Source organism: Segatella copri (assembly GCF_002224675.1).
GTDB classification, from domain to species: Bacteria; Bacteroidota; Bacteroidia; order Bacteroidales; family Bacteroidaceae; genus Prevotella; species Prevotella copri_U.
The window spans coordinates 1-865 of the sequence record NZ_NMPZ01000073.1 but is presented as its reverse complement, the minus strand read 5'-3'; the positions used below and the strand labels follow the sequence as shown (position 1 = coordinate 865).

1 tRNA gene is annotated in these 865 nt (G+C 39.2%); it reads right to left on the bottom strand.

What is annotated here, in order from left to right:
• Nucleotides 1-41: 41 nt before the first annotated feature.
• A tRNA-Ser gene (locus CFT61_RS16350) sits at nt 42-126 on the bottom strand.
• Nucleotides 127-865 lie beyond the last annotated feature (739 nt).

Here is an 865-nt window from a genome sequence, read left to right as displayed (position 1 = left end):
AAAAGAAAAAGCCTTCTGAAATTTCTTTCAGAAGGCTCTTGCGGAGAGAGAGGGATTCGAACCCCCGGTACCTCTCGGTACGACGGTTTTCAAGACCGTTGTAATCGACCACTCTACCATCTCTCCAAATTCGGTCTGGATGACTATAGCTTGGTTTTCTTAAGCGGGTGCAAAGGTACTACTTTTTTTTGAATCCACCAAATTTTAAGGGGATAAATTTGCAGAAAATATTTAAGGTGAATCGTAAATCTCCTTTCACGGAATGTGGATTGTATTGAAAATAAGAGAGTTAAGTGTGAAAGGAAAAATCTCTTTATTTTGAGTTGGTAATTGATGGCTAAGCTTAAATATGGCGATGTTCCTTGCTCCGATAGGGAATAGTGGGCGTCTTGATAGGGAATAGTGGGTGTCTTTGTTATGAATGTAGGGATGAAGCATAGTAACCAGAAGGATGAGGGATAGATATTGGCAGGCGAAAAGGAACGATTTATAGACTGGATGACTAAGCTCGTCTATATGGATGACTCGGGTCGTCTATATGGCTCACTCCCGTCATCTATATGGATGACCCGGGTCATCCGATACAAAGAAGCCTTTTCTATTCCTTTTGTGATAGTTGCTTTCTCCTTTAGACTAAGTTGCCTTCTCCTTGTATCTATAGTCTTTTTTGTTGATTATTATAGTTGTTTCAGCTCCAGGTATATGGTGCGGTGATAAGCGCAATAGGTTCTTTTATCGTTTTCCTATGGTTATGTAGTTCTATTGGGTCGTAGAAATCTCCTTTCACACTTAAGTGATTGATTTTGAGCGGATTTTTGTGATTGTGAAAGGATAATGAGTTTTTTAATTGTAAAAGTGCGAAAAT